Annotated in this window: 19 protein-coding genes; 14 read left to right on the top strand and 5 right to left on the bottom strand. The window is 56.9% G+C overall.

The genetic code is table 11. The annotated features are described in order from the left end of the window. Positions 1 to 106 precede the first annotated feature (106 nt). The gene (agp, locus tag F8R23_RS07280; protein ID WP_129936481.1) at positions 107 to 1,336 is read left to right on the top strand and encodes a bifunctional glucose-1-phosphatase/inositol phosphatase; all 1,230 of its coding nucleotides are present in this window, start codon (positions 107 to 109) and stop codon (positions 1,334 to 1,336) included. Positions 1,337 to 1,439: 103 nt separating this feature from the next. Beyond that, the gene (locus F8R23_RS07275) at positions 1,440 to 2,135 is read left to right on the top strand and encodes a 4'-phosphopantetheinyl transferase family protein (RefSeq protein ID WP_151415439.1); all 696 of its coding nucleotides are present in this window, start codon (positions 1,440 to 1,442) and stop codon (positions 2,133 to 2,135) included. A 25-nt stretch (positions 2,136 to 2,160) separates the two neighbouring features. Here the strand turns inward: F8R23_RS07275 and rarD are convergent, their stop codons facing one another. Further along, a complete protein-coding gene (gene rarD / locus F8R23_RS07270; RefSeq protein ID WP_129938348.1) occupies positions 2,161 to 3,054 on the bottom strand; it encodes an EamA family transporter RarD in 894 nt (297 codons plus the stop codon). Positions 3,055 to 3,194: 140 nt separating this feature from the next. Between rarD and alkB the strand changes: the two genes are divergently transcribed. Beyond that, positions 3,195 to 3,842, top strand: coding sequence for a DNA oxidative demethylase AlkB (alkB, locus tag F8R23_RS07265; protein WP_129938347.1), 648 nt, complete (start codon positions 3,195 to 3,197; stop codon positions 3,840 to 3,842). Here the strand turns inward: alkB and F8R23_RS07260 are convergent. Further along, a complete protein-coding gene (locus tag F8R23_RS07260) occupies positions 3,825 to 4,754 on the bottom strand; it encodes a LysR family transcriptional regulator (RefSeq protein ID WP_211369067.1) in 930 nt (309 codons plus the stop codon). The two genes, alkB and F8R23_RS07260, sit on opposite strands and share 18 nt — an antisense overlap. Before the next feature lie 84 nt (positions 4,755 to 4,838). Between F8R23_RS07260 and F8R23_RS07255 the strand changes: the two genes are divergently transcribed. Further along, entirely contained in the window at positions 4,839 to 5,468 is a 630-nt protein-coding gene (locus F8R23_RS07255) for an alanyl-tRNA editing protein (protein WP_151415437.1), read from the top strand. A 17-nt stretch (positions 5,469 to 5,485) separates the two neighbouring features. Here F8R23_RS07255 and F8R23_RS07250 read toward each other — a convergent pair whose 3' ends face one another. Beyond that, positions 5,486 to 5,734, bottom strand: a complete 249-nt coding sequence (locus tag F8R23_RS07250; RefSeq protein WP_129936476.1) for a hypothetical protein — start codon at positions 5,732 to 5,734, stop codon at positions 5,486 to 5,488. 175 nt (positions 5,735 to 5,909) lie between these two features. Between F8R23_RS07250 and F8R23_RS07245 the strand changes: the two genes are divergently transcribed. The 8 genes from F8R23_RS07245 to F8R23_RS07210 all read left to right on the top strand — a co-directional run bounded on the left by F8R23_RS07245 (position 5,910) and on the right by F8R23_RS07210 (position 15,515). Then, positions 5,910 to 7,535 (top strand): TIGR04028 family ABC transporter substrate-binding protein, encoded by a 1,626-nt coding sequence (locus F8R23_RS07245; RefSeq protein WP_151415436.1) that lies wholly within the window; start codon positions 5,910 to 5,912, stop codon positions 7,533 to 7,535. Positions 7,536 to 7,545: 10 nt separating this feature from the next. Further along, positions 7,546 to 8,490: an ABC transporter permease gene (locus F8R23_RS07240; RefSeq protein WP_112348970.1), complete on the top strand. Its 945-nt coding sequence runs from the start codon at positions 7,546 to 7,548 to the stop codon at positions 8,488 to 8,490. Continuing rightward, on the top strand, positions 8,487 to 9,377 hold the full coding sequence (locus F8R23_RS07235; protein WP_151415435.1) for an ABC transporter permease: 891 nt from the start codon (positions 8,487 to 8,489) through the stop codon (positions 9,375 to 9,377). The genes F8R23_RS07240 and F8R23_RS07235 overlap by 4 nt, the downstream gene beginning before the upstream one ends. Then, entirely contained in the window at positions 9,374 to 11,047 is a 1,674-nt protein-coding gene (locus tag F8R23_RS07230) for a dipeptide ABC transporter ATP-binding protein (RefSeq protein ID WP_151415434.1), read from the top strand. The genes F8R23_RS07235 and F8R23_RS07230 overlap by 4 nt, the downstream gene beginning before the upstream one ends. Continuing rightward, on the top strand, positions 11,037 to 12,083 hold the full coding sequence (locus F8R23_RS07225) for a putative FMN-dependent luciferase-like monooxygenase (RefSeq protein WP_112348973.1): 1,047 nt from the start codon (positions 11,037 to 11,039) through the stop codon (positions 12,081 to 12,083). Before F8R23_RS07230 ends, F8R23_RS07225 begins: the two co-directional genes overlap by 11 nt. Next, the gene (locus F8R23_RS07220; RefSeq protein ID WP_129936472.1) at positions 12,080 to 13,198 is read left to right on the top strand and encodes an alkylhydroperoxidase domain protein; all 1,119 of its coding nucleotides are present in this window, start codon (positions 12,080 to 12,082) and stop codon (positions 13,196 to 13,198) included. The genes F8R23_RS07225 and F8R23_RS07220 overlap by 4 nt, the downstream gene beginning before the upstream one ends. Positions 13,199 to 13,462: 264 nt before the next feature. After that, complete coding sequence (locus F8R23_RS07215; RefSeq protein ID WP_129938343.1) at positions 13,463 to 14,371, top strand: sugar glycosyltransferase; 909 nt, start codon at positions 13,463 to 13,465, stop codon at positions 14,369 to 14,371. Next, entirely contained in the window at positions 14,349 to 15,515 is a 1,167-nt protein-coding gene (locus F8R23_RS07210) for an O-antigen ligase family protein (protein ID WP_129938342.1), read from the top strand. The genes F8R23_RS07215 and F8R23_RS07210 overlap by 23 nt, the downstream gene beginning before the upstream one ends. Here F8R23_RS07210 and F8R23_RS07205 read toward each other — a convergent pair. Both F8R23_RS07205 and F8R23_RS07200 read right to left on the bottom strand, forming a co-directional pair. Continuing rightward, complete coding sequence (locus F8R23_RS07205) at positions 15,512 to 16,621, bottom strand: glycosyltransferase family 9 protein (protein WP_129936469.1); 1,110 nt, start codon at positions 16,619 to 16,621, stop codon at positions 15,512 to 15,514. The genes F8R23_RS07210 and F8R23_RS07205 overlap by 4 nt on opposite strands. A 145-nt stretch (positions 16,622 to 16,766) precedes the next feature. Continuing rightward, a complete protein-coding gene (locus F8R23_RS07200) occupies positions 16,767 to 17,402 on the bottom strand; it encodes a flavodoxin family protein (RefSeq protein ID WP_129936468.1) in 636 nt (211 codons plus the stop codon). 120 nt (positions 17,403 to 17,522) lie between these two features. On the opposite strand from F8R23_RS07200, the gene F8R23_RS07195 reads away from it, so the two are divergent. Then, positions 17,523 to 18,404, top strand: coding sequence for a LysR substrate-binding domain-containing protein (locus F8R23_RS07195; RefSeq protein WP_112348979.1), 882 nt, complete (start codon positions 17,523 to 17,525; stop codon positions 18,402 to 18,404). A gap of 86 nt (positions 18,405 to 18,490) precedes the next feature. After that, positions 18,491 to 19,078: a nitroreductase family protein gene (locus F8R23_RS07190; RefSeq protein WP_151415433.1), complete on the top strand. Its 588-nt coding sequence runs from the start codon at positions 18,491 to 18,493 to the stop codon at positions 19,076 to 19,078. Positions 19,079 to 19,104: the final 26 nt, after the last annotated feature.

Below are 19,104 nucleotides of genomic sequence, written 5' to 3'. Positions count from 1 at the left end.
ACCTTTCCTTGTGATACTCATCACACACTTTCCCCGTTAACCTCTCCATCATAGCGAAGCAAAAGCTAACACATTAAAAATAATCATTTTCCTGGAGCCTCTGCGGATGAAAAGAAAAGCCTTATTGCTGTGCTTGCCGTTATTAATGACCGGGACTGCCCTGGCGGAAACCAACGACTATCAATTGGATCAGGTGCTGGTGATGAGCCGCCATAACCTGCGTGCGCCACTGGCCAATAACGGCAGCGTGCTGGCACAGTCCACGCCTAAAGCCTGGCCGGCCTGGGATACACCGGGTGGCCTGTTGACCACCAAGGGCGGGGTGCTGGAAGTGTATATGGGCCACTATTTCAATGCGTGGCTGAAGCAAACCGGAGTACTGCCGCAGGAAGGCTGCCCGACGGCTGGCAGCGTTTACGTTTACGCCAATAGCCTACAGCGCACGGTAGCGACCGCGCAGTTCTTTACCAACGGCGCGTTCCCTGGCTGTGATATCAGCGTGCATCACCAGGACAAAATGGGGGAGATGGATCCGACCTTCAACCCGATCATCACCGACAACAGCGACGCTTTCAATCAACAGGCGCTGGGGGCGATGAACAAAGAACTGGCCTCGCTGAAGCTGGATGCGGCCTATAAACAACTGGCGAAAATCATCGATTACCAAGATTCCAGCAGCTGTAAAACCGACAAGCACTGCGATCTGACCAAAGAGGCCAGCAAAATGAGTGCGGTACCGGGCAAAGAGCCGGGTGTCGCGGGTCCGCTGCGGGTGGGCAACTCGCTGGTGGATGCCTTCATGCTGCAATATTACGAAGGCTTCCCGATGAAGGACGTGGCCTGGGGCAAAATCACTACGCCGCAGCAGTGGAAACAGTTGGCGCAGTTGAAAGACGGCTATCAGGATTCGTTGTTCACCTCGCCGGTAGTGGCGCAGAACGTGGCCAAGCCGCTGCTGACCTACATCAACGGCGCACTGATTGGTGAACGCAAACCGGACTCACCGAAAGTGACGGTGCTGGTGGGCCACGATTCCAACATCGCTTCTCTGTTGTCGGCGATGGAGTTCCAACCGTACCAATTGCCGCATCAATATGAGAAAACGCCGATTGGCGGCAAGCTGGTGTTCCAGCGCTGGCACGACAAGAAAAACGATCGCGACCTGCTGAAGATTGAGTATGTGTATCAATCCACCGACCAGTTGCGTAATGCCAGCCCGCTGACGCTGAAAACCCCGCCGCAGCGCGTAACTTTGGCGCTGAAAGGTTGCCCGGTAGATAAACAGGGTTACTGCGCCTGGAGTGACTTCGAAAAAACCATGAAAGGCATTCTGTAATCTTGCCGCTCCTCTCCCTCAATGGCGGGGGAGAGGAATAATCATTGTTGCCCATGGGTTCGGCGTCTAAAATTAGCGCTTACACACCCAACATGGACGACAAGTGTTCTCTTCCTTTATCCCCAGTATTGAATGGCTGAACCTGGACAATTACCCGGGGCAGGTCGCGCGTTGCCACTTTTTTTTGGCCCATTATCAGGACAGCTGTTTCGACGAAATCGGCATGACACTGCCCGATCATCTGGCGCGGGCGGTGCCAAAGCGGCGGGCGGAGTATCTGGCCGGGCGTTACCTGGCACGAGAGTTACTGACGTCGCTGGGGTTTGTCGACTTCACCTTATTACGTGGCGAGGACCGTGCGCCGCTGTGGCCGCCGGGCATTGCCGGTGCGCTCAGTCATAATGCGGATACTGCGCTTTGCGCCGTACATCGGGAAACGGGGTTGGGTGGCGTGGGGCTGGACGTTGAAACGCTGATCCCTGTCGCACGGGCGGAGGACTTGTGGCGCGCTATCGTCAGTGAGGCGGAGTGTGAGCAGCTGCGCGCACAGCCACAGGCATTTAACCAACTGTTGACGCTGGTATTCTCCGCCAAAGAAAGCTTGTTCAAGGCTTTGTACCCACAGGTGCGCAGCTATTTTGATTTTCTCGATGCGCGCCTGGTGGCACTCAATCCACAACAGCAGACCTTTGAATTGGAACTGCTTAAACAGCTCACGCCGCATTGCCATGTCGGCCGACGCTTTAGTGGCCGCTACTGGCATGAAAGTGACGATGTCACTACATTTATTTATTTGTAATCAATGCAATAAATGCGTTGCACTGTCACGTGATTGATTTTATCCGCTGTCGGCGCAATAGATGACCAGCACCTTCCGACACCAGTAACAGCACTGCCAGCCAGATCGGAATATAGGTCAGCCATTCATCCCGGCCGATGCTCTCGCCGAGCAACAGCGCCACGATAACCAGCAGTACCGGCTCCACGTAGCTCAGTAAACCGAACAGGCTGAACGGCAACAGGCGACTGGCCAGGATATAACACACCAGTGCAGCGGCGCTGATCACCCCCAACAGCGGGATTTGCCAATACAGCGTCGGGCTGACGCTCAGCGCGGCCAGCGGCCCATTCCCCCCGAAGGCAAACCAGGCGGCGACCGGCAGCATCAGCGTCAGTTCACACCACAATCCGCCGAGATTATCGGTGCCGAAACGTCGGCGCAGAATAAAGTAAACCGGATAGCCCAGCGCCACCACCAGCGTGGTCCAGGAGACGCCGCCCACCTGATACAGTTCATTGCCAACGCCGATGATCGCGCAGGCAACCGCCAATTTTTGCAGCAAAGAAAGCCTGTCGCGGAAGATCAAACGCCCCGCCAGCACCATGGTCAGCGGCAGCAGGAAATAGCCCAGTGACACCTCCAGCGCTTTGCCGTGCAGCGGCGCCCACAGGAACAGCCAGAGTTGGATCCCCAGCAGCGCCGAGCTCAGCGGCAGAAACAGCAGGCGGCGCGGCCGTTGTTTTATCCAGCACAGCGTTTCGCCGACTTTCCGCCAGTCGGCGGAAAACAGCATAAACAGCGTCAAAAACGGCACCGTTAGCAGGGTGCGCCAGCCAAACACTTGCTCACCGTCGAGCGGCGTCAGAGTGGAAGTGTAGTAATACATCACGCCGAACAATATCGAGGCGATAACGGAAAGCGCTATTCCTTTAATCACGGGCTGTCCTGAAAAGTTATTGATTTTATTGCCGCCCACTCTAGTGAAGTTTGGTGCTGACAACAATGCTGCGTATCACACTGGACAATCGGCAGTGGCGAGTTAAAATAAGTACTGTGTATTAATACAGGTGTTATGCGATGACCCTCGATCTTTTTGAAGACTCTGTGCCGCCGCCGTGGCGGGAGCAGATCGCCCCTGGCGCGGTGGTGATGCACGGTTTTGTGCGCGATCACGGCCCGGAGTTGCTGGCGGCAGTGAATGGGGTGATCGCTCAGGTGCCGTGGCGGCATATGACCACGCCGGGCGGTCATGTTATGTCGGTGGCGATGAGCTGGTGCGGTAACGGCTGGAGCAGTGACAGCCGGGGTTACCGTTACTCCGAACGCGACTCGCGCAGCGGCAAACGCTGGCCACCGATCCCGGCTATCCTGATGGCGCTGGCGGATGAGGCGGCGCAGCAGGCGGGTTTTGCCCCTTTCGTGCCGGATTCCTGCCTGATGAACCGCTACGATCCGGGCAGCAAGCTGTCGTTGCATCAGGATAAAGACGAGCATGATTTCGGCTCGCCGATCGTTTCCGTTTCACTGGGGTTACCGGCGGTGTTCCAGTTTGGCGGCATGCAGCGCAGCGATCGCACCCAGCGCATACCCTTGGCACACGGTGACGTGGTGGTATGGGGCGGCCCGTCACGGCTGTGTTTTCACGGTATTATGCCGATCAAAGAGGGCTATCATTCACTGGTGGGGCCACACCGCATTAACATCACGCTACGTAAGGCGCTTTAGTTGCGGCTCTTTTGCCAAACAGGCAACCAGATAGTCGATAAACACCCGCAGTTTGGGCGGCAAGTGCTGGTTGGGGCCATACAGTAGCCACAGGCCGCCGTGGTAACTGCTGAGAAAATCCCATTCCGGCAGCACTTGCACCACTTCACCGCTGTCCAGCGCCTGCCGGGCAGTAAAGTACGGCAGGCTGCCAATGTGCTGTTTTACCGCATCCAGCCGCACGCCGGTGTGGTTGGCGGCATAGCGCCCGTGTACGTTCACCGTCACCGTTTTACCGGCGCGACGGAATTTCCAACGGGCGTCGTTGGGCGTTTCTCCCAGATAAATACAGCTATGCTGAGTTAAATCCTGCGGATGCTGCGGCGTGCCGTGCTGTGCCAGATAACCGGGGGTGGCGCACAGCAGGTGTTCGATGGTCATCAGCTGGCGGCCGATCAAGCCGGGAGAAGGACGTTCGGTAATGCGCAGCGCCAGATCGACCCGATCGTCAATCAAATCCATATAGCGGTCTTCCAACCGCAGGCGAATATCTACCTTGGGGTAACGGCGTAGAAACTCTGGCATATGCGGGTGCAACACAAAGCGGCCGACGGCTTTGGGCACGCTGATGCTGACCAGCCCTTCGGGTTCCACCGCCCCACGGCCGCTGAACGCCATGACCGAGTTCGCCGCGTGCAACATGCTGCGACAGCGTAGAAACACCTCTTCACCTTGTTCACTCAGGCGCAGCTTACGCGTGGTGCGGTGCAGCAGTTGCAATGCCAACGCCTGTTCGAGTTTGGCCACGCTGCGGCTGGCAGCAGAGGGAGAGGTGCCCAGTTGACGAGCGGCGGCGGAAAAACTGCCGCTTTCCACCACCTGAACAAACACGGCCATTTCGGCCAGCAGTGAATGAGAAAGATTTGTGCTCACAGCGCAAAGGTCCATTGTAAAGTTGATGGATTATGCTTTGATTATGGCATGAATATAATGGGGCTTCTAACCAGGAGAAAAACCATGACCGAACGACTCTATTTTTACAGCGACGATTTACAGGCTGAAGCGCAGGTACTGGCCTGTACTCCGGTTGAAGACGGCGGGTACGCGATAACATTGAACGCCACGCTGTTTCACCCTCAGGGCGGCGGACAACCGGCAGACGGTGGCAGGCTGGGTGCTATTCCGGTGCTGCGTGTGGCACAACAGGGGGATCAGGTGCTGCATTTTACCGCCGACCCCGTGCCTCTTGGCCCGATAAGCGTGCAGGTTGAGGGCGAGCGGCGCCGCTTGCATACCCGTTGGCATTCCGCCGGACATCTGATTGGCTGGTTGGGTGAAACGCGAGGCTGGCAACCGGTCAAGGCGCACCACTGGCCGGGTGAAGGGCGCATTACCTTTGCACCGGGCGCTGAACCTCAAACCCTGGATCTGGATTTTTTGGACGCGGAGTTGGCGCGGCTGATTGCGGCGGATTTCCCACGCAAACAACTGACGGTTGACGGCCTGCGTCAGGTAGGTTTTGGTCAATTGCCTACTTATGGCTGCGGTGGTACCCATGTCTCTTCCCTGGCTGAACTGGGTAAGGTAAATATTACCGCGCTCAAGATGAAAAAAGGGCAGTTGATTGTGCAGTATGAACTGGGCTGAGGTTTGATCCGGACCGATTATTTCGTCGGCCCGGCCTGTCGCAGCATGGTGCAAAAAGCACATTGGCATCCGGCCTGCGGCAATGCTGCGCAGGTGCCGACATTGACCGTTTGCGCATCCAGCGCATGAAAGCCGTAGAACCTATTCTCGATATTATTTTCTGCTGCGCGCGTCTGTTCTGGCTGCGGTTCCGGCACTTTTGACTGAAACGCGGCGGCGCGTCCGGCCAATAGGCCAAGGAACAACAGCGAGAGCTGAATTTTCATTTTGGTCTTCCTGGTTTGATTTCTGATACGTTATAACAAAACATCCTTTCTGCCAACCACCGATGCCTTGTGCATTTTTCGCCATTGGTTAGCGAAATTAGTTCGTTCAACTCCCCGCCGATTTGGTTTGTTATCTAACCCATAACATTCCGAAATAAAGAAGGCGTGGCATACGATGTTTAATTTCTCTTTCAATAGATTAACCAGCGGGATAACAGTGGCATTGGGCCTGGCGACGGTGATGAGTCCGGCGCTGGCCTCGGTGCAGGGCGGCACGCTGGTCTACCTGGAACAGCAGGCGCACACCAACCTTTATCCGCCTTCTGGCGGTTTCTACCCCAATGGCGGCATCCTCAATCAAATCACTGACAAACTGACCTACCAGAACCCGCAAACGCTGGAGATTGAGCCGTGGATCGCCGAATCCTGGAGCAGCAACGCCGACAAAACCGAATACACCTTCAAGCTGCGGCCGGGGGTGACCTTCTCCGACGGTACACCGCTGGATGCCAATGCGGTGGCAAAAAACTTCGATACCTATGGCCTGGGCAATAAAGAGAAACGCCTGCCGGTGTCTGAAGTCATCAATAACTACGACCACAGCGAAGTGAGCGACCCGTTAACCGTCAAATTTTACTTCAAGCACTCGTCGCCAGGTTTCCTGCAGGGTACCGCCACTATTGGCTCGGGCTTGGTTTCGCTCAGCACCCTGAACCGCAACTATGACCAACTCGGCGATGCGCGCCATATCATCGGATCTGGCCCGTTTGTGGTCAGCGGCGAGACGCTGGGGCGTGAGGTCAGCCTTAGCGTTCGCAAAGATTATCACTGGGGTCCGGCCAGGCTGGCTCAGCAAGGGCGCGCGAATCTGGATGGCATCAAGGTGATTGTCACCGGGGAAGACAGCGTGCGTATCGGTGCGTTGCAAGCCGGGCAGGCGGACTTTATTCGCCAGATCCAGGCCTACGACGAGAAGCAGACTCAGGATCAGGGTTTCACAATCTACGCGGCCCCAACGCGTGGTGTTAATGACAGCATCGCCTTCCGACCGGATAACTCGTTGGTAAGCGACCTGCGCGTGCGTCAGGCGTTGCTGCATGCCACTGACAGCAAGCAGATCGTCGATACGCTGTTCTCGGTTAACTACCCACAGGCCAAATCGGTGATTGCTTCTTCCGCCGCTGGTTTTGTCGACTTGTCCGCCAAGTTGAAGTTCGATCCGCAACTGGCCAACCGCCTGCTGGATGAGGCGGGCTGGAAAAAGGGCAGCGACGGCCTGCGTGAGAAGGACGGTAAAAAACTGCTGTTGAATGTTTACGAATCGCTGCCGCAACCGCAGAACAAGGCGGTTCTGCAACTGGTTTCGCAGCAGTGGGGCAAGGTCGGCGCGCGTTTGAACATTCTGGCCGGTGACGCCAGCAGCCGGGTGGCCGATAACCTCGACCCGCAGAAAACCCCGGCGGCGGTGGTGGAAGTGGGGCGGGCCGATCCTGACGTGATTAAAAGCCAGTTCTACCCGACCAACCGCGATGCGCTATTGCAGCAAGGCGGCTCCGGTAAAAACAGCCAGTTCAGCGACGACAAGCTGAACGCGCTGTTGCTGGGCATCGCCTCTGAGGTGGACCCGCAAAAACGCCTGCAGATTGCCGGTGAAGCACAAAATTACCTGATCGATCAGGCCTATGTGATCCCGTTCTTCGAGGAGCCGCAGGTGTTTGCCGGTGCACCTTATCTGAAGGGGGTGAGCTTCGAAGCCGTGGGTCGCCCGAGTTTCTACGGCGCCTGGTTAGAAAAACATTAAGGAGAGCATGATGAGCCGATATCTGGCGCGGCGCATCGGGCAGGCGCTGCTGGTGCTGTGGGCGACCTTTAGCCTGTCTTTTCTCCTACTGCAGGTGCTGCCGGGCGATGCGATCCTGATTAAGTTCCAGAACCCGGACATGGGGCTAAGCCCGGTGCAGATCGCCGATATGCGTGCCGCCTATGGTGCCGATGTGTCGCTGTGGCAGCAGTATCTGCATGCGTTGGGTAACGTGCTGCGGGGAGATCTGGGCTACTCCATTCAGGCCGGGGTACCGGTCACCGAACTGTTGGCCACCAACCTGCCCGCCACGCTGCAACTGGCGGTGCTGGGTTTTACGCTGGCGTTGCTGTTGGCGCTGGCGATTGCCTTTATCTCCAATCTGACCGGTTTTGGCTGGCTGAGATCGGCGCTGCAGTCGCTGCCGTCGCTGTTTGTCTCGGTGCCGACCTTCTGGCTGGGGATTGTGTTGATCCAGGTGTTTTCGTTCCAACTCAAGCTGATCCCGGTGATCAACCCGGGTGAGTGGCAAGGGTTAATCCTGCCGATTGTGACGTTGGCGGTACCGATCTCCGCCCCGCTGGCGCAGATCCTGATCCGCAGCATTGACCAGGTGCAGACCCAGCCGTTTGTCGCCGTGGCGCGTGCCAAAGGTGCCAGCCGTAGCGGGGTGCTGTGGCGGCATGTGGCGCGCAACGCCATGCTGCCGGCGCTGACCATCGCCGGTATTCTGTTGGGCGAACTGATCGCCGGCGCGCTGATTACCGAAACCGTGTTTGGCCGCAGCGGGCTGGGACAACTGACCCTGCAGGCGGTGCTGAATCAGGACGTGGCGGTGTTGCAGGCGATCGTGGTGATCTCCGCCGCCGCTTTCGTCACCCTCAATCTGCTGGTGGATCTGCTGTTCCCGCTGTTGGATCCACGACTGAAAACCCACACAGGAGTCGCCGTATGAGCAGTATCTCCTATGAAAAAGCGGTCGTACCGGAGCGAGATCTGGGCGGCCTGGAAAGTGAAGGAACCTTACCGACCAGCCGTCCACGCCGTCGTCGCGTGCCGTTGACCTTGCTGCTGGCCTGGGCGGTGATCGCCATTGCAGTGCTGTGGGCGCTGACGCCCCAGTTATTCACCGCCTACAGCGGCACCGAAGGTATCGCCGGTGCGCAGCGGCTGGCACCGGGCGGCGAACACTGGCTGGGCACCGATCAACTGGGGCGCGATCTGTATGCGCGCATTGTCTATGGTGCCTCGCAGACGCTGTCCGCCGCGCTGGTGGCAGTCGCGCTGGGATTATTGCTGGGCACCGCGCTGGGGCTGATTGCCGGTGCGGTGGGGGGCATCGCGGACGAAGCGGTGATGCGTTTTGTCGACGTCTTGCTGTCTATTCCCGGCCTGCTGCTGTCGCTGAGCATCATTATTTTACTGGGGTTTGGTACGGTTAACGCCGCCATTGCCGTCGGGATTACTTCGGTCGCCAACTTTGCCCGCCTGGCGCGCGCAGAAGTAGTGCGGGTGCGGCACAGTGATTACGTTGAAGCGGCCTATGGCAGCGGCGGTACCTTCTGGGCGGTGCTGTGGCGGCACATCCTGCCGAACTCGCTGACTTCGGTGATCGCCTTCTCGGCGTTGCAGTTTGGCAGCGCTATTTTGGCGATCGCCACCCTGAGCTTCCTGGGTTATGGCACTCCGCCGCCGACGCCGGAGTGGGGACTGTTGATCGCCGAAGGGCGCAACTACATTTCCACCGCCTGGTGGCTGACGACCTTCCCGGGGCTGGCGGTGGTGGCGGTGGTGCTGGCGGCCAACCGCATCAGCCGTGCATTGGGGAGAACGCAGCTATGAGTATTCAGACGGCATTACAACGGGCGGCGGCCACGCCGGTATTGGAGCTGGAGCAGGTGTCGATTGCCTATCAGGGCGCAACCGGCAGCCAGCGGGTGGTGCATCAGGTATCGTTCGCCATTCAGCCGGGGGAAGTGGTGGCATTGGTCGGCGAGTCCGGCTCAGGCAAAACCACCACCGCGCAGGCAATCATTGGCCTGTTGACGGAAAATGGCCGTCTGGAGCAGGGCGCTATCCGTCTCAACGGCACCGATATCAGCCATTGGTCGTCACGACGTCTGGATGCAGTGCGTGGCGCGCAAATCAGTCTGATCCCACAGGATCCGTCCAGCTCGCTCAACCCGGTGAAGACTATCGGCGAACAGGTGGCGGAGATCCTCAATATTCACCGTCGCCTGCCGCGCAAACAGGTGCAGCAGCGGGTGGTGGCATTACTGACCCGGGTTGGTCTGACCCACCCGGAGCTGCGGGCGCGTCAGTATCCGCACGAACTTTCCGGCGGCATGAAACAGCGGGTGTTGCTCGCCATCGCTATCGCGCTGCAACCGGCGCTGATTATCGCCGATGAGCCAACCAGCGCGCTGGATGTCACGGTGCAAAAGCGCATTCTCGATCTGATCGACGAGCTGCGGCAGGAGTTTGGTACCGCGGTGCTGCTGGTGACTCACGATCTGGCTGTGGCGGCGGAGCGTGCCGACCGGCTGCTGGTGTTTCGCCATGGCCGGGTTCAGGAGCAGGGGGTGACCGCCGAAGTGCTGCGTGCCCCCACCAGCGATTATACCCGCCGACTGTTTGCCGACGTGCCATCGTTGACCCGTGCGGCGTTGCCGCAACCCCACAGCAGCACGCAAGAGTTGGCGATCCAGGTTAATGGGCTGGTGAAAGATTTCCGCCTGGCCGGTGTGGGGGGCAAAACTTACCGTGCGTTGGATCAGGTGTCATTTAGCGTACCGCGTGGCACCACCCATGCGCTGGTAGGGGAATCCGGCTCCGGCAAGACCACGTTGGCACGCTGCCTGCTCGGTTTTCAACGGCCGGACGCCGGGCAAATCATTATCGACGGCATCGACTTCACCCAGTTGAAGGGGGAGGCGCTGCGGCAGTTCCGTCGCCGTATTCAGTTGGTGTATCAGAATCCGTTCGGTTCGCTCGATCCATCGCAGACGCTGTCTCAGGTGATTGAAGAGCCGTTGCTGAACTTTGAACCGCTGGGCAAAGTCGAGCGTTATCGGCGGGTACGTGAGCTGTTTGAACGGGTGGCGCTGCCGGACGAGTTACTGAGCCGCAAGCCGCGCGAGCTGTCCGGCGGCCAACGTCAGCGGGTGGCGATCGCCCGGGCGCTGGTGTTGCAGCCACGGGTACTGGTGCTGGACGAAGCGACCTCGGCATTGGATGTCACGGTACAGGCGCAGATCCTGCGGCTGTTACAGGATTTGCAGCAGGAACTGGGGCTGACCTATTTGTTTATCTCACACGATCTGGCCAGGGTACGGCAGATTTCACACAGCGTTTCAGTGTTGCACCGTGGGTTACAGGTGGACAGCGGCGCGACCGGTGAGCTGTTCGCCATGCCGGGCAGTGATTACACCCGCCAGTTGATTGAGGCTATTCCCGGGCGTCAGTTTTATGCCGAACAGCCCAAGATTAAGGATGCGATTAATGAGCAGTAAAAGACTGGGTTTTTTCACCCGCCTGCTGGATCAGGGCAGTGCACAGCAGCGTTACCGGTTGGCAACCGAGCAAATCGTGCATGCCGAACGGGTCGGCTTTGATAGCGCCTGGGTGGCGCAACACCATTTTCATGAGGATGAGGGCGGCTTGCCTTCCCCCCTGGTGTTCCTGGCTCAGGTGGCGGCACGAACTCGCCATATCCGGCTGGGTACCGGGGTGATCACGCTGCCGATGGAGTCAGCCATTCGTGTGGCGGAGGATACTGCGGTGCTGGATCTGCTGTCTGACGGCAGGCTGGAGGTGGGAATTGCCGCCGGTGGCACGCCGTCATCGTTCAGCGCCTTCGGTTTTGATGCTCAGCAGCGCCACGCGGTATTTGCCGACAACTTCAACACGCTGCTGCGCGCCTGGCGCGGTGAGGCCTTGGGCGGTGAGGATAACCGTTTGTATCCGGCAGCGCCGCAGTTGGTGGAGCGAGTCTGGCAGGCGACTTTTTCGGTGGAAGGTGGCGAGCGTGCCGGACGTGCCGGTGACGGCTTAATGTTGTCGCGTACCCAACCGCGCCCGGCGGATGCGCCAGATTTGCCGCTGGACGAGTTGCAGAACCCGATTATCGACGCCTATCTGGCGGCGCTGCCGCCCGGCATCGCACCGCGTATTATGGGGTCGCGCACCGCTCTGGTGACCGATAATAGCCAACAGGCGCGGGACTTTGCCGCGCAAGGGTTGGGCCGTGGGCTTGAACGCCTGCGCGCCAGTGGCCATCGGCCATCCGATGAGTCGCTCGATGGGCTGATCCGGGCTTTTGACGTGCATCTCGGCACTCCGGATCAGGTGATCGCCTCGTTGCAGAAAGACAGCGCGCTGGCGCGAGTCACCGACCTGGCGTTCCAGGTGCATTCCATTGATCCACCGCACGCCCACATTCTGCGTTCTATTGAGCTGATCGCCCGCCACGTTGCCCCGGAACTGGGCTGGCAACGTCGCACTCCCGCTTCCATCTCCCACGAACATCACGCTGAGGAAAAGGTATGACTGCAACATTGAATAATGACGACCTGCTGGCCGTGCTGGCAGAGATCGTACCCGGTTCCGCATTGGCACAGGCCAGAGTGACACGGCAGGCGGCGACAGACGCGATTCAGGCCAGCTACCTTGCGCTGTTTGCTCCCGCCGATGCCGGCGATTTTCCTGTAGCGCAGCGCTTGCAAATCGCCCAGCGCATCAGCGAATGGCATGCGGATAAATCACTGGCGGCCCATTATGCGGCGTTGCTGCAACAACAGGGCGGCGCAGAGGATAGCCCGCGTTTGCAGGCGGCGCTGGATCATGCCGAACGGTTGGCGTTCAAACCCGCCAGTGCCGATGCCCAGCATTTGCAGGCATTGCAGCAGGCCGGTTGGTCACTGGACGCTATCGTCACCCTGTCGCAACTGATCGCGTTTGTCAGTTTCCAAAGCCGTCTGTTAACCGGCTATCGGCTGCTTGGCGGTCAGCCGGTTGAGGAGGGCAGCAGCAGCTCACCGGTCAGAGCCGGCAGTTGGCGCACCGAGTCCGACACCCTGAGTGGCCGCCATGCGCCGCCGGTGTTTACCCGTCAGGAACTGGGTTGGGAGCCGTGGATCGCCGCCAAGCCGCTGGCGGAGTTTGATGAATCGGGTCAGGCGCTGTTGACGCGCTTCGGGCATAGCGACTCGGATTATTTTCGCCTGCTGGCACGTAACCATCCGGTGCTGGAGCAGCGAACGCTGGTGGATCGGGCCATTTTCTATACGCAAGGCGGGCTGGAACGTAAAGACCGTGAACTGGCGGCCACGGTGGCCAGCAAGGTGAATGGCTGCATCTATTGCGCTTCGGTGCATGCGCGCAAGGCGGCACAGTTGTCCAAACAGACGGACGAGGTGCAGCGTCTGCTGGAGGTAGCACCGGGGGGCGTGTTGAGTGAGGGGCAAGGGGAGCCGTGGAGGGCACAGATAGACTTTGCGGCGGCGTTATCCGCTACGCCGCCGCAGGTTAACGCTGAACATCTGGCAGTGCTGCGTGAGCAGGGGCTGGATGAGCTGGCGTTGCTGGATTTGGTGCAGTCGACGGCGTTCTTTGCCTGGGCTAACCGGTTGATGCTGACTTTGGGTGAGCCCTTCGACGATTAATAAGTCTTCCGCCAATAACCGCCGTGTAAAACGGGGCGAAAGTTTACGCCCCTATGCAATTCAAGATAATAATTACCTTTTAAGGCAGGTTTTTAACGTTATTAACAAATAGACATATCTCTTGTCGTTAATATAACGAATAACTCAAATTGCATAAATTGCTCGCCGTCATGAATGCTCCGATACTCATCCCATCAATGGATTTAATTTAGATCAAACGAATCTGTGTTGGCGTGGATGCATTTTTGATGGGAAATGGTCTCGATGGGAAGTTTTTTTAAGCAGATATACCGTTATTCACATTCCCGCCCTTATCGGCATAATGAAAACCTCTGGCCTTACGTGAAAATTGAACGTGCGGAGAGTGGCGAGATTGTCGAGTTTCATTATAAAAGACAGATGATTCCTATAGTGAAACTTTCAGCGTTAAAAGACCGCTTTCAGGGGCCTGTATTGCTGACGGCCACCGGGCCATCGGTGAGTTCTGTTTACTTTAGCGATATTCCTGATATGCCGGCCATCGGGGTCAATGGGGCCTATTTCTTAAGCCAACAGGTGAGCTTTCGTTTTTACGTCATTGTCGATATGGGATTTATTGATCAAAGGCCGGATATTATAGAAGACATTGTTCTGGCAGAGGATTTAATCCTGTTTACGACGGTCCACGGCGTGGCGAAAATCATTGACCGTTTCACGCTGGCAGGCGTGAAGTGTCAGTTTGCCGCCATCGAAGATGCGGCTTTCAAAATTTACAGCCCAAAAATAAATCCTCCGGCATTGTGGGAACATTACCGCCATGACGGTAACGTCTATTTTTCTTCTGTCTGTAAATCCATCGCTTTTAGTCATGATATTCGGCATGGAATTTTTGATGCCGGCACGGTGGTTTATTGGGTGTTTCAGATCATCTCCTTCCTGGGGTTTAAACAGCTCTTTATTGTCGGGCTGGATATGAACAATTTCCATTTGCCACGCTTCTATGAAACGCCAGAAAACAAACTGCCGACATTTTTACCCGAAAAGGTCGATGATATGATCATCCCGGCTTTTAGCCATGCCGCTGAAAGAATGAAAATCAACAATATCGCCGTAAAGAATTTTTCATTGGCGAGCGCCATAGATACCCGTATTTTTGAAAAGGTTGATTGCAGTGATTTTTTCAAAAAAAACTGATGTAACCACACCGATCGCTGTTTACGTCTTCCTGGCATTCTCCTTCTTTAGTGCCATTTTTTGCGGCCATACCCGGGTGAATAATCTATTCCATATCTCGGCATTTTTTTTCCTGCTGACGCTGCTCACCCGGCCGGAATTTCGTCAGGCCTGGTTTAGCAGACGTGCTGCGGTCACCGGAATAGCCTTGGCGGCGTATTTTCTGGCGTACTACTCCGCCAGTAATTTCTGGGGAGGCACGCCGGGAGATGCGCTGTCTGCCCTGACGCATAGCGCTTATATCCTGATTTATTTGGGTCTGTTGGTCAGCGTGCTGGATAGCCCCCGGCGCAATCTCTTGCTCTGCTGCGTGATCGCCGGTATCACGTTGCTATGCCTGTATCTGGCATGGAGTGATTACCAAGAAATTTATACCCTCAGAGAAACCTCAGACGCCAATCCCGGCCCGCGTAATGTGATCGATCTTGCCGGTTATGCCGCTTTGGGCATTATTTTAAGCCTGATGGTTTTTCGTGATACCCAACAAAAAAAGGTCCTGCTGACGATCCCACTACTTTTTGCCTTTATGGTACTGACACAAAGCCGTGGGCCTTTGATTGCCTTAATGGCGGCGCTGGTGTTAACCACGCATTACCGGGCGCTGAATAAAAAATTGGCGATGTTGATTATGGCAATGATCATATTTACCGTAGGCATGGTGCTATGGTCGTCCATCGGGGAAATGCTGATTACGCGCTTTGCCGAGTTGTATCAGCAGAGCTTCGTGCGGATGAGCATTTGGCGGCACAGCCTGGCGTTGATAGAACAGGCGCCGTTTTTCGGCTATGGATTTGATAAAGAACTGACTTTTACCAATTATACCGGCGAGTTTATTCATACCACTCACAGCCTGTATCTGGGGGCATTGCTCAAAGGCGGGTTGGTTGGTTTTTGTTTGTTCGCCGGATTACTGGCGTTTGGCGCGCGGCAAGCCGCGCGTCACCTCAGGGCCGGGTGGCGGCTGGAGGCGGCTTTATATCTGTTTATGCTGATCTTCTACTGCTCGCAGGGCATGTTTGTCATCGCCAATCCGGCCGAGTTCTGGTACCTGTTCTGGTTCCCATTGGCGATGGTTTTTGCCCAGCCGCCCCAAAGAGTGCGTTAGTCAGCCTGCGGGTGCGTGAACTCCAGCGCGCTCGTCACTTTTTCAAACACCTCATTTTCGGTGATGATGCTGAGCGGTTGGCGGCGTTGAGCCGTGGTGAGCTTTTGCGCATCCACCGATACGTTCATCACCTGATGCAGTTCGCTATTTTGATAGGGGCCGGTGTGCTGCGGATTGGCCGTGACAAACAGGCTGATGGTCGGTGTTTTTAGGGCAATGGCCAGATGTAATGGGCCGGTATCGCCGGTTACCAGCACCTGCATGTTTGACATCACCGCCAGCAGTTGCGGCAGGGTGGTTTTGCCAATATGGCTGACCACGCGTTGCTGTTCGTCCGCCGTTAGCCCCGCCATAAATTCCTTTTCGATAGCCAGCTCTTTCGGGGAGCCGATTAATTCGATTTGGTGGTGTGGCGACTGTGCCAGCAACAGTTTCGCCAGGTGAATAAACTGGCCGACGGGCCAGCAGCGCAGCGTTTCAGAAGCACCCATTTGAAAACCGATTGGGATTTTATCCGCGGTTTTATTAACCGGCGAAAATTCAACGGGAATAAACATCTCGGTGTTGTCGGTTTTACACCCCAGTTGCGCCACCAGATCCAGCTTGCGCTGAATCAAATGCCCGCCGGTACTCTGGCTTACGCCGCTCAGCCAGGTTTCCATACCGGTGGCTTTATTGCCGTAGACGTCTTTGAAAAGATACTGGCAACCGGCAGTGATGGCGACAATCACATCGTAAGGGGATTTGGAGTGCAGGATGACGGCCAGTTGCGGCTTATGCTTACGCAACTGGCGAATGATACTGAGCATGTCTTTGGCTTTATGATCCCAATAAATAACAGCATTAAAGTAACGGCTGGTCGCGACCAGCTGTTTATTCTTATGGCTGGAAATCAGGGTGATATTCGCCATGGGGTAACGTTCACGCACCGCGCGAATGGCCGGCGTGTTAAACATCAGGTCGCCGAGGGCGGTGGTGGAAAAAATAACGATGCGTTCGAAAGTCAGCTCCGGTGTAAAACTGGCCTTTTCTTTGAAGTTGCCGCCCAACCGGGTGTACACCTGCAGACAGGCGTTGGCCGCCGTTATTTTCCACTGTTTTGACATCTTGTTTCGCTTCGAGTTAATGAGTGCGCCAGTCTGGCATCTGCATCATATGATGTTTGTCCTGGTGGGCCAATGGTCGGCAATAGTTTGCTACATATACTTGCGTAACCTTGATAAAGGGGCAGCAGACCGCCCCTGTGTTGAATCAATCTTGCCAAACCTGTGTGCTGCGCGGCGTATCCATCCGGTAATCCGAATAGCGGCGAGTGAAAATCTCGCGCCCCAAATCGCGGGCGGCCTGTAGTGGATTGCGCGGATCGCGGCTAACTTCACCCCGGTTGTTGCCCGCCCCCTGGACCATCCCGATGAATTCGCAATGCGAGTAGCGGCTGAATTCCTGAATTTGATGCACGATCCCCATTGCCCCGCCGGGGTAAGTTTCTTCCGAGGCCACCGTCAGCCCGATGCGTTTGCCGCTCATACGCTGATGAACCTGTTCCGCATCCGGATAGGCGTTGGAGTAATAGCTGAAAGAGCGGTCGAAAAAGGCTTTGGTTTGTGCCGACATGCCGTACCAGTAAAGCGGGGTACAAAATACCACTCCATCCGCCGGCAAGAAGTGTTCCAGAAACAGTTCGCCATAACGGTCAGCAGGCGGCTCGGCATGGCGCCCATCCACCAGAAAACCACTGATGTAGTCATCGAGAAAATGCAGGCTGGCTTCGGTACCGGCTTCGGCAGCTCCCGCCATGACGGCTTGCGCCAGGGTGGCACTGTTGCCGTCGCGGCGTGGGCTGCCCACCAGGACGATAAGGCGTTTGGGTTGCTGAGATGAGTTCATGTCACTCTCCGTTTGCTGAGTAGGGGAATACGGGTGTCAATTTACGGTGAGTGCAGCGCAAGCGACAAATGACGGCTACTCTGTCAGGATGAGATAAATTCATCTGTATGGGTCTTGTTCATGTTTGCCTCGCTTCCCGTAACTGCATTGCGAACTTTCGAATCCGCTGCCCGCCTGTGCAGTTTCAAACAGGCGGCGCTGGAGCTGGCGGTTACGCCGACTGCGGTATCACATCAGATCAAAGCGCTTGAGCAGCAGTTGGGCTTTGCCTTGTTCGAACGACTGCCGCGTGGCGTTAGATTGACGCAGAAGGGTGAGCGTTTGTTTGCAGGGGTTCACACTGCGCTGCTTGATGTTGCCACCACGCTGGATGCTTTGCGGCCGGTGCCCAGCGCCGGATCATTGAGTGTTTCCGTCACCCATTCTTTTGCAGCCTTATGGCTGGTGCCGCGCCTGGGACGTTTTTATCAGGCCTATCCGCATTATCTGGTACGGCTGGAGGCTTGCGGCGAGGTGATTGATCTGCAACAGGACGCCAGCGTGGACATTGCCATTCGCTACAGCAGCGCAAGCTACCCGCAACTGCATCAGGCGGCGCGGCTGGAGGAGAGCTTTGGTGTCTACGGTGCCCCAGATTTGTGTGCAATGGAGCAACCCGTGCCCACGCTGATCACCGTTCATTGGCATGACTCCACCCTATATGAAACTGGCTGGCGTGAGTGGTGCCAGGCTGCGGGAGTCGACTGGTGGCAGCAGCATGCCGCATTGCGGGCTTATGACGAAGAGCATTATGCGCTGCAGGCGGCGGTGGCCGGGCAGGGGCTGGTGCTGGCCAGCTCGGTAATGGTGTCCGATCTGGTGCGTAACGGTTTGCTGGCATCTTATCGACCGGACATTTGCGTGCCGGGTGCGGCTTATACTGCGCTGTGCGTGCCTGGCCGCGAACGGCACCCGCCGGTGCGGGCGTTTCTGGACTGGCTGCAACAGGAGGTCCGGCGCTGAGCAAGGGCACAAAATAAAAGTTTTTCTGGCGTGAGACATGGGAATATCAGATAACTTTGTTATCCATTCCCATGAGAGAGATGTCCATGAGCCAGCCAAGAGTTTCTGATTACCCGATTGATGCGCAGTTTATTGAACGTTGGTCGCCGCGCGCGCTGGCCAATGATGCTATCGACGATGAGACCCTGCTGAGCTTCTTTGAAGCGGCGCGTTGGTCACCTTCGGCCTATAACATTCAGCCGTGGCGTTTTGCCTACAGCAAACACGGTTCGGCCAGTTGGGACAGCTATCTGGATTTCCTGATTGAGTTCAACCGCGGTTGGGCGCAGCACGCTTCGGCGTTGGTGGTGGTGATCTCCAAAACCACCAGTCTGAACGGTGAGAAGGAAGTCAGTAACCCGAGTCATGCCTTTGATGCCGGTGCCGCCTGGGCCAACCTGGCGCTGCAGGCGCACCTGAAAGGTTGGCTGACCCACTGCATGGGCGGTGTTCACCATGACAAAATCAAGGCTGCGTTGAACCTGCCGGATAACTATCAGGTGCACGGTATGGTGGCGATCGGCAAAGCGGGCGACAAATCCCTGCTGCCGGAATTCTTGCAACAAAAAGAGATCCCTTCAGGGCGCTTGCCGCTGGAGCAGACGGTGATAGAAGGGCTGAGCTTTACCCTGTAATTATCCTGGTCTAAATGCTCATCTGC

The organism is Serratia proteamaculans, assembly GCF_008830365.1.
GTDB classification, from domain to species: domain Bacteria; phylum Pseudomonadota; class Gammaproteobacteria; order Enterobacterales; family Enterobacteriaceae; genus Serratia; species Serratia proteamaculans.
The sequence above is the reverse complement of the archived record's forward strand: the minus strand, read 5'-3'. Positions and strand labels throughout refer to the sequence as shown.